This window comes from Gimesia alba (genome assembly GCF_007744675.1).
Lineage (GTDB): Bacteria > Planctomycetota > Planctomycetia > Planctomycetales > Planctomycetaceae > Gimesia > Gimesia alba.
In genome coordinates, this window is sequence record NZ_CP036269.1 from 4,205,545 (window position 1) to 4,220,667 (window position 15,123).

General features: G+C 49.3%; 8 protein-coding genes. 1 reads left to right on the forward strand and 7 read right to left on the reverse strand.

Translation table 11 applies throughout. The features are described 5' to 3' along the window. Nucleotides 1-8: 8 nt before the first annotated feature. From Pan241w_RS15595 to Pan241w_RS15625, 7 genes are all read right to left on the reverse strand, one after another. Entirely contained in the window at nt 9-1,304 is a 1,296-nt protein-coding gene (locus Pan241w_RS15595) for an efflux RND transporter periplasmic adaptor subunit (protein WP_145217596.1), read from the reverse strand. 51 nt (nt 1,305-1,355) lie between these two features. Then, a complete protein-coding gene (locus tag Pan241w_RS15600) occupies nt 1,356-2,111 on the reverse strand; it encodes a TetR/AcrR family transcriptional regulator (RefSeq protein ID WP_145217599.1) in 756 nt (251 codons plus the stop codon). Between the two features lie 313 nt (nt 2,112-2,424). Continuing rightward, complete coding sequence (locus Pan241w_RS15605) at nt 2,425-3,858, reverse strand: sigma-54-dependent transcriptional regulator (protein ID WP_145217601.1); 1,434 nt, start codon at nt 3,856-3,858, stop codon at nt 2,425-2,427. Between the two features lie 165 nt (nt 3,859-4,023). Further along, nucleotides 4,024-4,758, reverse strand: coding sequence for a sensor histidine kinase (locus Pan241w_RS15610; protein WP_145217604.1), 735 nt, complete (start codon nt 4,756-4,758; stop codon nt 4,024-4,026). A gap of 163 nt (nt 4,759-4,921) precedes the next feature. Continuing rightward, complete coding sequence (gene pnp, locus Pan241w_RS15615; protein WP_145217607.1) at nt 4,922-7,060, reverse strand: polyribonucleotide nucleotidyltransferase; 2,139 nt, start codon at nt 7,058-7,060, stop codon at nt 4,922-4,924. Between the two features lie 54 nt (nt 7,061-7,114). Beyond that, nucleotides 7,115-7,384 carry a 30S ribosomal protein S15 gene (rpsO, locus tag Pan241w_RS15620; RefSeq protein ID WP_145217610.1) on the reverse strand — a complete coding sequence of 90 codons (270 nt, stop codon included), beginning with the start codon at nt 7,382-7,384 and terminating at the stop codon, nt 7,115-7,117. 332 nt (nt 7,385-7,716) lie between these two features. Next, nucleotides 7,717-10,023: an NfeD family protein gene (locus Pan241w_RS15625; RefSeq protein WP_197999952.1), complete on the reverse strand. Its 2,307-nt coding sequence runs from the start codon at nt 10,021-10,023 to the stop codon at nt 7,717-7,719. Nucleotides 10,024-10,503: 480 nt separating this feature from the next. Here Pan241w_RS15625 and Pan241w_RS15630 point away from each other — a divergent pair, with 480 nt between their 5' ends. Then, nucleotides 10,504-15,093 carry a DEAD/DEAH box helicase gene (locus Pan241w_RS15630; protein WP_145217616.1) on the forward strand — a complete coding sequence of 1,530 codons (4,590 nt, stop codon included), beginning with the start codon at nt 10,504-10,506 and terminating at the stop codon, nt 15,091-15,093. Nucleotides 15,094-15,123 lie beyond the last annotated feature (30 nt).

Genomic DNA, 15,123 nt, shown 5'->3' on the forward strand with positions numbered 1-15,123 from the left:
AATGACTTTTAACGGACCGACTTAACGACGACTGGCTGTCGATTCGCCAGTTTATGAATCCCATCCGCGACGATTTGATCTCCCGCCTGGAGTGTTCCTCGTACCAGAACACGATCTCCTTCCGTGTGTAATACTTCGATCTGCCGTTTCTCGAGGATCTTTTCGTTTTCTTGTTTTCCCTTAATCACAGCATACGCAGACCAAAGCCCCCGTTCCCCCCGCGCCAAAGCACTCAAAGGCAGCCAGAACCCCTGCATTTGCACCGGTTCCGAAATCGCAATGCGAATCACTTGGCCGGGAACGAGAGTCTTAGAAGCATCAGTGTTCAACGCCAGTACCACCTCCTGGGTCCGTGTCACGGGATCGAGTTCGGGCAAAATCGCTTTCAGCTTTGCCTCATACGTTTTTCCATTCAGTTGTACCTGTTGCTGTTTTCCCGGTTCCAGGCTTTGAGCCATCTCAACAGGAACACCAATGTGCGCTTCCAGTTTCTGATCTTCTACCAGTCGGAATAAAGGTGTATTGGGAGAAATCACAGTCCCTTCATCCGCATAGCGTTTCGAAATCCGCCCGCTGAAAGGTGCCTTCAAGACAGCATCGTCTAGATCGACCTGATTATCCGCCAACGACGCATCCAGGGTCGCAACGACTGCCTTTTGTGCAGCAATCTGCTCTTTCCGCGTCCCTTCCTGCAGTTCCGACAAGCGACTCTGCGCTGCATCTAACTGCGCCTGTTGTTGCTCCACATCATACTGAGACGCTTCAAACACCGATTTTGAAATCGCGTTTCGCTTAAGCAACTCTTCGTTGCGAGCATGATCGGCCTTCAAATTCTTGAGTTTGGCTGAAAGCTGTCTGACTTCGGCTTCTGCAACAGCAATCGTCTGGGGCCGTGGGCCTGCTTTGAATTCATCGAGTTTGGCCTGAGCGACATCCCGTTCTGCCTGCAGCTGTAATCGTACGACTTCCAAATGTCGCGTATCCAGGTTGGCCAGGACCATCGTTTCCCGAACCGAATCCCCTTCATCTACAGTCACATTGAGCAGTTTTCCGCTTCGCTCAAACGCCAGTTCACTGGTCCGGGCAGCAACCACCCGACCGGTATAACTTCGCTGACGATCAAACGAGTCAACGGGCTTCAGTTTGACAACTTCAACGGGAACTCCCACTTCAACGGGAACTCCCACCTGTTTTGCATTGGTACCCGCTACTTCTGTAGAGAAGGCGAATCGAGAATACTCCCAGAATGCCACCGGCACACCGATCAGAACAAATGTGAATAGCAGAACTTGAAAGCGTTTCATAAGGACCACACAATTTGACGAAACGTCATTTTACTGTCAAAAAAACACCGTTTAAACTGGGATCTGGGGCAGCTCATTCCCAAAGACCTCCTGACTCACGCGATCAAAAACGGCATCATAATCAACTTCAGTACTAAGCGGCTGCCACTGAATTCCATCCAAAAAACGATGGTAATTTCGGCGTACCATATTAAAGGGATCAGACATCCCTAACTCCCCCAGCGAATTGCTGGTGGTAATAATCGAATACCCCCCCACCGAAAGCGACCACAGTCCAAATACAATTTCTTCGGGCGTTGCATTCTGGCCTAGATGGACGTCCCCTCTGGCGATTCCATCACGCACAATTCCCCCCACAATACCGATACAACGATGTTCGTAATTCGACATTAATTTACGGCGTGCTTCGGATGTTTTATCCCAAATCGAATCGAGGCGAATGGTCTGTTCGACACAAAAATGGTCGGGATAGGTCTTCACAAACAACTCGGCTGCCGTCCCGATCGCAGCTATTCGCTCGCGTGATGTTCCCTGAAACAAAGCCGCCTTTTCAAACATCGCCAGCCGTTTTTCCAGAGTCTGAATCGCCAGCGTAATGATGATTTCCTCTTTGCAGGAAAAGTGGTTATAGATCGTCCCTTTGGAATATTCGAGCATACTCGTCAAACGATCCATATTCAGGCCGTTATAGCCCCCTTCAATAAACATAGGCCGCGCGCATTCCAAGATCTTGGCTTCGCGTTCCTTAATTTCCCGTTGTTTGCGATCACTGGTTTTCATAACACCACTATTTTGACGGATCGTCATTTTATGTCAAGATTTTTATCTGGTTTGTTTGAATTACCTCCTGAATTCCCCAGTCTCAATGCAGTATTTCCAGCAGACACACTGCCACCCTCTTGACGTTATCCCCTACTATAAAGCAACTTATAAACCCAGCGCCTATTTTCATTCAGATAGAAGTAAGCTTGACCTGCCAGCGCATACGCTCTCTGCTGATATTCGACAATTGAGTAAACACACCGTCATTTAGCATGACCTGAGTGGCAGCACTGTCAGACTCGCCACAGAAGAAAATCAGAAGCAGAAGCAGAGTTCCGCCTAGATATAGCCTGACGAATTACTTGCTCTGTTCCTCTTTTTGCTTTTGATATTCTTTGAGCTTGCGGTAGAGGGTTCGCTCGCCGATGCCCAACATCTTTGCAGCTTCTTCGCGTTTGCCATCTGCCAGATCAAGGGCTCGCTCGATATAATATCGTTCCACTTCCGCGAACGGACGGCCGATTAGAAAGTCAGCCCCCGAGCGATCCGATGTATAACTGCTGTCACCGTCTGGGCCTCCGACTGGGACAATTTCTTCAGGCAAGTCATCCAGATCCAGAATACCATCAGTATCAAGGACCAGCATGCGTTCTGCCGCGTTTCGTAACTGACGAATATTACCCGGCCAGTCATAAGCCATTAGTGCACGGCGGGCGGCACGAGAAACTCCTTCGTAAGGTTTATCGTACTGTGAAGAAAGTTCTTTCAGAAAATGATCGGTCAATAATGGGATGTCACCCCGGCGCTCGCGTAGTGGCGGCAATTCAATTTTTACAACCGATAAGCGATAATAGAGGTCCTGGCGAAACGTTCCCTGTTTGACCATTTCCAAGAGATCAGCATTGGTCGCTGCTACCAGCCGTACATTCAGACTGATTTCCTCATTGGTACCGAGCCGGGCAATTTTGCGATCTTCCAGCACGCGCAATAACTTAATCTGAGTCTGCATCGGCATCTCACCGACTTCATCTAGAAAAAGTGTGCCTCCATTCGCATGCTCAAATTTACCAATCCGTTTGCCGACCGCTCCCGTAAAGGCCCCCTGTTCATGGCCAAAGAGTTCACTTTCCAGAATACTGTCGGGTAAAGCCGAGATATTCAGTGGCACAAACGGTTTGCTTTTGCGTTCGCTGTTTTGATGAATCGCACGCGCGACTAGTTCTTTTCCGGTCCCACTTTCACCTTCAATCAAAACGGTACTATTTGTCGTCGCGACATTCTTCAGTTTCTCAACGATTTGATGCATTTGGGGGGTATTGCCTATCACCCCTTCAAAGCCAAATTTTTCATCAAGCCGACGATGCAGTTCTGCATTCCGTCGCATCAGTCTCACGCGTGTTGAGGCCTTCTCAACGGCATTCCGCAATTCACTAATATCCAGAGGTTTGGTTAAATAAGTATACGCGCCCAGTTGCATCGCCGTCACAGCGGAATTAATCGACCCATGCCCGGTCAGCACGATCACTTCGGCATCGGGAAGCTCTTCCTTGGCAGTTCGCAAAATCGATAAACCATCCACTCCATCCATTCGCAAATCGGTGATGACAATATCAGCCGTCTCGCGTTCGATCAGTTTGGCCCCCTGTTCTCCGGAAGTCGCGATCTTACATTCGCACCCTACACGTTCCAGGCTCTCTGCTACAGCCTGCGCATGGGCTTCATCATCATCAATAATCAGAACTCGAATCACAATCGATTCAAGATCTGTATCCTTAGTGTCTTTGGAGCTCATCGAGCAGAATCTCAGCCTTTACTGATTCAAATTGAATGGTCACCCCCCCCGTTGGGAGCGCCTGTTTCACAAGATAATTTACTCTGAAACGGGTAAATCATAACCCGTAAAAGTCACATCTGACTCTAGTACGAAAAACATACATTTGCTTTCAAGAATGCGTCTTCAGCATACCGGAAACGAGATGGTAAAGCGAGTTCCCCGCCCCGGTTCACTTTCACATTCAATCGTCCCATGATGCGCATCAATGATTTTTTTGACCGTTGGCAGGCCTAAACCGCTCCCCCCGGATTTGGTGGAAAAGAAGGCATCAAACATCCGTGACTTCACTTTTTCATCAATGCCTTTACCATTATCAATCAGGTCGAGATAAACCATTCCGTTTTTGTGATAGGTCTGTAATTCAATCAGCCCACCATCGGGCATGGCCTGAATCACGTTCAGAGCCAGATTCATCAGCACCTGACGAAACAGCGCCTTATCCACTTTAATCGGCGGTAAATCAGCATCAAAATGTGGGCTAATCTCAATATTCGCATCACGTGCCTGTGGTCGGAAAAAGTCAATAAAATCACTGACCAGATTATTCAGGTTGGCTTCACTCAAAGACAGCTTGCCGACCCGTGCAAATTGCAAAAACGCATCCAGGATATCCTGCAGATGTTTACATTCCCGCTGCACACTTTCGACTTTTTTCAACATCCGGTGTTTTGCAGGGACATCGAGGGAATCCAAATCTTCGGTGAGTAACTCCAGATTCATACTCATGGTTGAAAGCGGATTCTTGATTTCGTGAGCCAGGCCGCCAGCGAGGGTCGCGATTTCCGAATACTGCGCTTCAAATTTTTCGCGTTCACCAACGCTTAACGGGCTCTCATTCATTGCAGATGTTCTCGACATTGAATCTTCCCAACCGTATGTTCAATTGAACTGCAAACGTCTCACACTTCGATTGAAATATGTATTACCGATCTCTCATACATAAAAAATAAAACGATGAAGTCATCTCACGTCGAGCTCCTTCATCGTTTTTTAGTTTTATCAGATCAAAGACAAACGTCTTTTACTCTTCTTCAGCTTCTGCTGCTTCACCATCTCCGTTACTTTCTGCCGCCTGTTCCGCCAGAACAGCTTTACGGGAAAGTTTGACACGGTTCTGATCATCAACGGCAATCACCTTCACCTGCAAACGGTCACCCATTTTACAGATATCACCGACCGATTTGACGAATCCGTCAGACAGTTCGCTGATATGGCACAGGCCATCTTTACCAGGAGCAATCTCGATGAATGCACCAAATTCTTTGATCGAACTGACCACGCCATCATAGATGCGACCTACACGAATTTCTTCGGTCAGTGCTTCGATGTGTGCCATGGCTTTTTCAACGACAGAAACATTTCCGCCGGAGACCGTCACAGTACCATCATCCTGAATATCGATGGTCGCACCGGTTTCTTCCTGAATCGCACGGATGGTTTTTCCGCCAGGTCCAATCAGCAGGCCGATCTTTTCAGGATTGATCTTGGTTTGATGCAGACGCGGTGCATAAGCCGAAATCTCAGCACGAGGACGACGAATGGCAGTCAACATGGTTCGTAACAGGTCCAGTCGGGCTGTCTTGGCCTGATCCAGGGTTGCACGAATAATTTCTTCGCTGATCCCTTCATTCTTCAGGTCCAGCTGAATTCCCGTGATTCCTTTTTGGGTTCCGGCAACTTTGAAGTCCATATCACAGAAATGATCTTCATCACCAATGATGTCAGTCAAAACTTTGAACTCATCACCGGATGTTACCAGACCAATGGAAATCCCAGCGACAGGCTGACGCAAAGGAACGCCTGCATCCATCAACGCCAGAGTAGCCGAACAGACTGATGCCATCGAACTACTTCCGTTGGATTCCATAATGTCGGAAATCACACGGATGGTATAAGGGAAATCTTCTTCGCTGGGCAACACTGGTGCGACAGAACGCTCTGCCAGACAACCGTGACCAATTTCACGTCGTCCTGGTCCACGAATTGGTCGGCACTCACCGACCGAATAAGGAGGGAAGTAGTAGTGCAACATGAATCGTTGCAATTCTTCTTCGAACAGACCATCGACACGCTGCTTGTCACGAGATGTTCCCAATGTGACGGTTGCCAATGACTGAGTTTCACCGCGGGTAAACAAGGCAGAACCGTGAACGCGTGGTAAAGGTCCTGTCTCACAGGAAACATCACGCAGCATATCAGGAGTACGTCCATCCAGACGACGACCTGACATAGCCAGCTCACGCACGGCTCGCTCTTCGAGATCATGAAATGCTTCGCCGAACTGGGCACGAGTTGCACCGTCTTCGGTTGTTTCGGCTTCTTCCGGGAAGAACTTTTCAATCAACTCATCGCGAATCGCTTTGGCACCTTCACGTCGTTCCGCTTTGACTGTGCTTTGCATAGCAGAGTTCAGTCGCTGATAGATCGCATCGTCCAACTTGGCGATGAAGGGATTTTCCGGAGGCGCTTCATATTCAAATGGTTCAACACCTGCTTTGTCACGCAATTCCAATTGCAGTTTGCAGATCTTGCCCAGTTCTTTATGAGCGAACATAATGGCGGCTGCCATTTCGTCCTCAGGAATTTGATCGCCAAATCCTTCGATCATCAATACAGACTCAACTGTTCCGGCGACAATCAGGTCCAGATCACTTTCCGCAATCTGTTCGCGTGTCGGAAAGGGAATCAGCTCACCGTCAATGCGACCGACTCGTACTGCACCAATAGGTCCCTTGAAGGGAACAGGAGAGAGACAGAGAGCAGCACTGGCTGCATTGATGGAAAGTACGTCCGGGTCATTCACGCCATCGCATGACATGACATTTGACATGATCTGCAGTTCGTCGTTAAACCCTTTGGGGAAGAGCGGACGAATGGGACGGTCTGTTAAACGAGCCGTCAAAATTTCTTTGGTTGTGGGACGCCCTTCGCGTTTTAAAAACCCACCAGGGAACTTGCCAGAAGCGGCAGTTCGTTCCCGATAATCAACTGTTAATGGGAAAAAATCAATTCCCGGTCTTGCTGGTCCTGTTGCAGAAGCAACAAAAACCACTGTTTCACCATATTGAATCAGAACAGAGCCTGCGGCCTGCTTCGCTAACTGACCAGTTGTAAGACTTAGTTTCTGTCCGCCAACCTCACATTCAACAACTACTTTCACAATAATTTCCTAATTCTTTTCCGACAAACCGACTCAGATCAGCGAACACCGAAACTATTTTCGAATGTTTAACCGATCCAGAATTTCCCTGTAGCTTTCTGCATTCTTCTTGTGCAAATAATCAAGCAGACCACGTCGACGGCTTACCATCTGCAGTAAACCTCTCCGACTGGCATGATCTTTTGAATTTGATCGTAAATGCTCTGTTAAATTGACAATCCGTTCTGTAAGTACAGCAATCTGCACTTCAGCAGATCCGGTATCCCCTGTTTTGGACTGATATTCTTGAATCAATTCTGCTCTTCGTTCCTGCGTGACTGACATTCTTCTAACCTAAACCTTTAAAACAAACTACATGACAAACAGAGAAGATCGGGGATTACCCAATGCTAAAGATAGCCACTACGTTCCGTGTCTTGACTTTTTAGACTGGTAATGGCGAGAGAAAACCAAGCTATTACGCTAGCTTTCAGGGCATTAAAGGTAACTAATGTAGCAATTTGAATAGATTATTCAATGGATACGCTACCTCGAAAACAAAAACCTGACTGAATAGAATCAGTTAGGTAATTTCATCTCGTAACCACCTCTCAAGTTGTACATTAGAGCACATCACTTCCAATAATACAAGCAAAACGCGAATTGACGCCCTATCCTCAAACCACCTCACGGACGACCACTTCATTCCCGTTAATTTGAGCAATTTCCACTTCGGCACCTGGCTGAATATAGGGTCCTTCACTGATCACATCCACCCAGACCCCCTCAATTTCTACCCGTCCCGCAGGCCTGAGCACAGAGCTGGCCACACCTTTCATCCCAACCCGTAAATCAAGTCCCTGCAGCTGCAAAGTACCTGAGTTTTCAAGTAATCCCGGATCTAATTGAATTTCGTGGACGCCGGCCCGCTGGTGATCACCCGGAGGTGCCAGAATAATGGAACTCATCAGCCGCGACTCGGGCAGGAACCGATTCAAGGCAATCGCCATGATGATGACGGTAATTAACGAAGCACTCAAAGTACCAACCGTATTGGTCATTGTCGTGAAATCGGAACCTGGGCGCAATGTGTTAAAGTCGCCAAAAGTCTGGCTGGCCATGATGATTGAGCCAAACACTAATAGTCCCCCAGAAACTCCAAATACAGTAAAACCGGGAACCACAAAGATTTCCAGTAAAATGCAAATCAAACCCATTACAAACAATACAATTTCTAAATAGCCGGCAGTCCCCCCCAGAACATGACTCCAGAAAAACAAGCCGAAACAAACTCCCGCCAGGATTCCAAAAAAACCTGTGAGTGTCGAAAGTTCCAAATAGACAAACAGAATCCCCAGCGCCAGAATAGTACCGGTTAAATATAAGGTATTAAGGTTAAATACCAGCGTATCAACCCAGGTCCGCCCGGCGGCCACCAATTTCGTATCTGCAGGAATACCCAGCCTCTGCTTGAGCTCATCCATGTCCCTCACTGGAGGCTCGGCGATTTTCAAAGTGTGAGCGCGGTTCCCCTCCACTGTCAACAGGTTCTCTTTTCGCGATTCACTCACAACCCGGCCTTGAATCCACTCACCATTCGACTCATGAATTTCATTCTCCGTCATATACCAGATCTGCCCGGTTTTACTGTTCGTGACTTCAAATATTTCCAGGTCTTTATCGGACATGGCTTCACAGACGGCTGCGGGTCTCCCTTTTTTCTCTGCGAGTGTCTTCATAGATACTCGTAATTTGCTCAATATTTTTTCGGGTACATGTTCGAACTGCCCTCCCTCATTCAAGATGATCGGTTCTGCATCGCCAATCTGAGCATCGGGTTTGAGAAATATTTCATCGCAGCCTAAAGCAATGATCGCAGCACTACTCAAAGCATATTTGGGAATGTAGGCGACGGTTCTTACATTAATCGACTCCAGGTCAGCAATGCTATAAGCAAGCCTTTCACCTGAAAGTAAATGCCCCCCCCCCGAGTCGATTTCAAAAATGAGCAGATTCGCCCCGGCATTGACGGCGCGATTAATTTGACGCTCAAGAAATGCTTCTAAAATCGGATTGATCTCTCCATCTACTTTGATCAGCACTGCCTTCGGCGCCGCCCCCAGCGTGGGATCATCACGTAATTTTTCTCGTGGAATCTCATACAATTCAGCCAGATCCCCCCGATTATGAGCCAGTTGTTGAACCAACACATCCAGAGCCCGCGCTTTGCTGCCGGAAAAAACTCCCAGCGAGCCCACTTCCTTGATCGTTTCCACGTCAACAATCACAGCCATATTATCTTGCAGCCGTTTTAACTCTTCGGGAGTCACGACGCGGGATTCAACCTGTTTGTTGTCCCCTTGCCCCTGTTGAATTTTGATTTTCAAAACCGCCTGTTGAGGATCCATCATTCCCAACGCGAGCGCACGGCTCAGCTTGGTATTATGACGCTTCTCCACAATGGAAAACACAAATTCCCGTTCATCTCGATCAACGGCTTTTCCGTAACCAATATCTCCCAGTTCTGCATCAGGGTGCATCACAATTTCATCACAGGCCAACGCCAATACAACATTGTTGCCGATCACCGTTTCCGGAATCCAGGCAATCGTTTTTAAGTTCGACAATTTTGAAGAGGCCAGGAATTTGGCGAGCCCCTGAACTTGATGAAAGGGACTGGAACCAGGCTCAATTTTCAGAATGAGATACCCTGTTTCATTACTCTGCCCCGCCTCGTTCTGTAACGCCAGGGCAGCATTAGTCACACGGCCGTACGCCACTTCACCAACAGGACTGTCAATGGTCATAAATAACGCAGGTCGAGACGGGGGCTCGTCCTGTTTTGCATCGGCCACTTTCTTTCCATCCTGCTGCTGTTTTTGAGCAGGCTTGGGCTGTGCCGGATCTGCTTGAACCGATGAAGTTCCATTGAACACTAAAAGTCCCAGAATATAGGCCAGTAACATCTGGTTGACATTTTTCATTATGCGACTTTCACCATTGTCAGAAAAAGAAATGCAAAGCATGAAAATTCAAGCCCTGCTTACGCTCCTCATCATCAGCAGAGCTCATTGCCTGGTACTATTCTGATTATAAACAGGCACTGATCAACTGGTGTACTCATTTTAACGAAAGAATACATCAGACAGATCATTTCATTTTATAAAATTATAGACGATTACCAGCAGGTAAATAAGGTTTTGATTTAATCAACATCATTTCCGACAGAAATTTGCTCAATTCGTCCGTTTTCCAGATTGACAATCTCACAGATTGATTTGTTCAAATCGAGTGAGGAACTCCCAGAAACCAGACTTTTCTCATAAATCACCAAACTCCCTGCATCCGTCTCAAAACCCTCGATTCACCGCGACCCACAGAATTTCACAGAAAACCAGTTAAATTTTACACGTTCCCCTCTTACAATACAGGGGCAATTCTTCCAAACTCACCAAAGGGCAGTTATGTCATTTTACGGATATCACCCAATCATTGAAAAATGGTTTCAAAATCGATTCCAGGGACCGACGGAACCGCAGCAGCAAGGCTGGCCCTGTATTAATCGTGGTGAGCATACCCTGATTTCAGCCCCTACCGGCAGCGGAAAAACATTGACCGCGTTTCTGTCCGTGATAGATCGTCTTGTAAAACGTTCGCTGGACGGTGATCTGGAGAATGAAATCTCGGTGATCTATGTCTCTCCATTACGGGCTCTCTCAAATGACATGCACCGCAATCTGACAGAACCTCTGGAAGAAATTTCCCAGTTACTAGAAGAAGAAGACTACACTTTCACCCCCATTCGCGTCGGCCTGCGAACGGGAGACACCCCTTCTTCGAAGCGAACCGCACTTGTCCGTCGTCCTCCTCATATCCTGGTCACCACTCCGGAATCGCTGTATTTAATGCTGACCGGCTCTAAAAGTCGCGAGACACTCAAAACGGTGGAAACCGTGATCGTGGATGAAATTCACGCCTTGCTACGAGACAAACGCGGCTCACACTGGTCACTTACCCTGGAACGTCTGGAAGCATTAGTCGATCATCCTCTGCAACGAATCGGCTTGTCAGCCACTCAAAAACCTCTAGAACGGGTGGCACAATATCTGGTCGGAAATCGACCGGAAATTGAAATCACCGACAAGCCCCCCCAAACAGAGCGCCACGAATTTCCCGAACAAACCTGCCGCATTGTCAACATTGGTCACTCCCGTACTCTGGACGTTGCTATCCAGGTTCCCCCATCCGAATTGAGCGCGATCTGCACTCACGAGCAATGGGCCGAAGTTCTGGAGCAGATCGTCGAACTGATTCAGTTGCACCACAGCACATTGATCTTCGTCAACACACGAAGGCTGGCCGAACGCATCACCCATCAGTTGACAGAGAGACTGGGCGAAGACGTTGTCGGCAGCCATCACGGCTCACTCTCGGCAAAAATTCGGCATCGCACCGAACAGAAATTGAAAAGTGGCGAGCTCAAAGCGGTTATCGCGACCGCTTCTCTCGAACTGGGAATAGATGTCGGCTACATCGATCTGGTTGTGCAGATTGGCTCACCCCGCGGCATTGCTACCTTTCTCCAGCGCATCGGACGCTCAGGACACTCACTCGGTCTGGTTCCTAAAGGACGCATCTTTGCCCTCTCGCGGGATGAACTCCTGGAAAGCATGGCACTGGTCCGATCAATTAAACAAGGCATCCTCGATACCGTTCGCATGCCGGAAGCCCCCGTCGATATCCTGGCACAACAAATCACCGCCGAAGTCGCCTGTGAAGAATGGAACACAGATGAATTATTCGAAACGATGACGCGCGCCTATTCTTATCGGAACCTGAAACGGTCCGATTTTGATAGCACGCTTCATTTTCTGAGTGAGGGTATCAGCACCACAGCCGGTCGCAGTCGCGTCTATTTACATCACGATCAAGTCCAGAACCGCGTCCGCAGCAGAAAAAATGCCCGTCTCGTCTCCACGATGAACGGAGGTGCGATTCCGGAAATCGCCTCGTATCGCGTGGTCACCGAAGACGACCAGACCGTGGTCGGCTCAGTCGACGAAGACTTTGCCGTGGAAAGCATGGCGGGAGATATTTTCCTGCTCGGCAATACATCCTGGCAAATTCGCTATGTCCGAGGCGGCGATGTCACTGTAGTCGATGCTAATGGCGCGCCCCCTTCCATCCCGTTCTGGTTTGGTGAAGCACCAGGGCGCTCTCTCGAACTTTCGACCGAAATCTCACATCTGCGCGAAGAACTCGAACGGCAGGTCGAAAACCCGGAACAAGCCATTCTCTGGCTGAGCCAAGAAACCAACACGGACGAATGGGGCAGCAAGCAGATTGTCGATTACGTTCTGGCAGAAAAGGCCGCACTGGGCATTGTCCCGACTCAAAAGCGAATCGTTTTCGAACGCTTCTTCGATGAATCGGGGGGCATGCAACTGGTGATCCACGCTCCCTTTGGTGGCGATATCAACCGCGCCTGGGGCTACACCATGCGTAAGCGTTTCTGCCGTTCCTATAATTTTGAGCTGCAGGCAACGGCCGACGACAATGGCATTATCCTCTCACTTGGACCTCAACACAGCTTTCCCTTAGAGAGCCTATTTACGATGTTGAATACAAGAAACGTTCAACAACTTTCCGAGCAGGCGATTTTGGATCACCCCATGTTTCATGTCCGCTGGCGCTGGAATGTCACCCGGGCACTGCTGGTTTCGCGGATGCAGAACGGGAAGAAAGTACCGCCGCCGCTCCAACGCTTTCGCGCCGAGGACCTGCTCACTGCCGTCTTCCCGCGTCTGACCGGCTGTCCCGAAAATGAAATTGGGGAAATCGTCCGCCCCGATCATATTCTGGTCGACCAGACTCTCTATGACTGCTTGAACGAGCAACTCGATATCGATGGCTTCAAAACCGTGCTCCAGGAAATCGAACAGGGAACCGTCAAACTGATTCCCCGCGATACCAGAGAGCCTTCTCCTTTTTGCTACGAACTTTTGAACTCCAGCCCGTATACGTTTCTGGATGGTGGCGAAGCACAGGAACGCCGCGCCCGTGCGGTCGCAACACGCCACACACTTTCCATCGAAAGTGTCGAAGACCTGGGCAGACTCTCCCCCGAAGCAATCGCACAGGTTTGCCAGGAAGCACAACCACTGGTACGAAACGCCGATGAATTCCATGATCTTCTACTGGGCCGCATTCATCTTCCCATTAATGAGCAGCCGGACTGGGCCGACTGGTATCAGGAACTGGAAGCAACGGGCCGTGCGACAACACTACAAAGAACAGAGAATCAATCAGCGAACCGCTGCACCGAAAGCTGGGTCGCAACAGAGCGTCTCCCGGCAGCACTGGCTGCCTTCCCCGAGAGTCAGCATGCACCGCCTGTCACCGTTCCTGTTGGTGTGCGTCAGGAATGGGAATCAGCAGAAGCCCGCACTGCCATCATTCGCGGTCTACTCGATACTTGTGGCCCGTTGACCGTCGCAGAAATCGCAAACTTCGCAGGCATGACGGATTCACAAACAGAAGCGGCGCTGATGGCGCTCGAAGGCGAAGGCATCGCGATGCAGGGTTTCTTCCGTGTCAAAGATCCCAACTGGGATCAAAGCGCCGATGAGTCAGCCCCCCAACAAGAAACAACTGCCGCCGACTCACCTCCGAAAGAGTGGTGTCACCGGCGTTTGCTGGCACGCATTCACAGACTCACCCTGCAAGGTCTGCGTGCTCAAGTGCAACCGGTCGATACGAGTGTCTTCATCCAATATCTCACACGGCTTCACGGCATGGCGGGCGACGAAAAACGGTCGGGAACAAACGGCCTGTTTGAAATCCTCTCCATGCTCCAGGGAATCGACATCCCGGCGATTTGCTGGGAACGCGACATACTGCCAGCCCGACTTTCCAATTACCAGAATAATCAATTGGATGAACTCTGTTTTACGGGTGAAATTGGCTGGGGACGCCTCTACCCTCCCAAACGAACCGCCGATCAGGGCAAACCAATGACCGGCATTACTCGTAATGCCCCCGTCTCTTTCTTTTTGAGAGAAGATATCCCCTGGCTGACATATTTCAGTGAGTCTTCAACGCAGAATACCGAAGATCAGAATTATTTGAGCAGCCCGGCTGTGGAAATTCAGGAACTACTCACGCAACAGGGGGCTCTGTTCGCCACCGACTTAATGGCTGCAACAGAATCCCTTCCCACACAGGTCGCCGATGCATTGGGCGAACTCATCTCGCGCGGGTTGGTGACCTCCGACAGTTTCTCCGGCATGCGACAATTTACCGAAGATCGTTCCACAAAAAACCGACGTGCTGCACGAAAATCAAGAATCGGCCTGGTCCGCAAACGCAGCACTCCGAACAATACAGGACGCTGGTCGATCTGGCGACGTGAACTTGCGACTGAGATTGAAGAACGCAGCCTGCAATATTATGAGTATGTCGAGCAATGGGCGTGGCAACTGTTAAGGCGTTGGGGAGTGGTCTTCCGCGACTTATTAGTAAAAGAATCCGGCGCCCCCCGCTGGTTTGAATTGCTGCAGATTTATCGACGTCTCGAAGCCCGGGGTGAAATTCGCGGCGGTCGTTTCGTATCTGGAGTCGCAGGGGAACAATTTGCGATGTCGGGAACAATTCAGGAATTGCGAAAGCTCCGTGATGAATCAGCGACCGATGAGCTGACGATTCTTTCCGCCACCGACCCGTTGAATCTCGTGGGAATCTTGACGAAACAGGCGCGCATCCCCAGCACTGCTAACAACCGTCTCGCTTATTGGAATGGAAGTCTGATTGCCTATTCACGGAGCGAAGAACTGTTTTTACTCGCAAACGTCAATGAAAAAACAAAACGCGAACTGATCCTGGGATTTGGGCTCCCCATCCATGGAACGAATATCAATGAAACAGCCGCTACAGGTTCAAAACCGGCGATCGAACTACAAACGCAACAGTCTCCTGCTGAAGACGACATGCTGATTCCCACAGGAGACAGCTCTATCAAAGAAGAGAAAAAGTCGCCACGCCCTTCTTTTCTCTAACAAAGTTACCAACAAAGATTTCATGACTCA